This window comes from Tamlana crocina (assembly GCF_012037625.1).
Window position 1 is genome coordinate 1 of record NZ_JAAVJS010000795.1, and the last position, 294, is coordinate 294.

General features: G+C 46.6%; 1 protein-coding gene. It reads right to left on the bottom strand.

The annotated features are described in order from the left end of the window. The coding region (locus tag HC176_RS19035; RefSeq protein ID WP_167920531.1) for a M16 family metallopeptidase at positions 1 to 294 on the bottom strand (294 nt) is incomplete at both ends.

Genomic DNA, 294 nt, shown 5'->3' on the forward strand with positions numbered 1-294 from the left:
TGGTGCCGTCAACCCAGGTTCCTCCATTTAAGGTTCCTCCCACATCCTGGATCTTCTTGAAAAACTGGTCTTGTTCCACATTTTCCGACTCCTGGAACAACATGTGTTCGAAAAGGTGAGCAAAACCGGTGCGTCCTTTTTTCTCTCTATTGGATCCCACCCCGTATTGAATAGCTACGGACACAATAGGATCTGAATCATCCTGATGGAGGACCACATTGAGACCATTATCCAGCTCGTATTTTTCAAATTCGATGGAAAGTCCCTGGTCCTGGTCCTGGTCCTGTTTCGTTT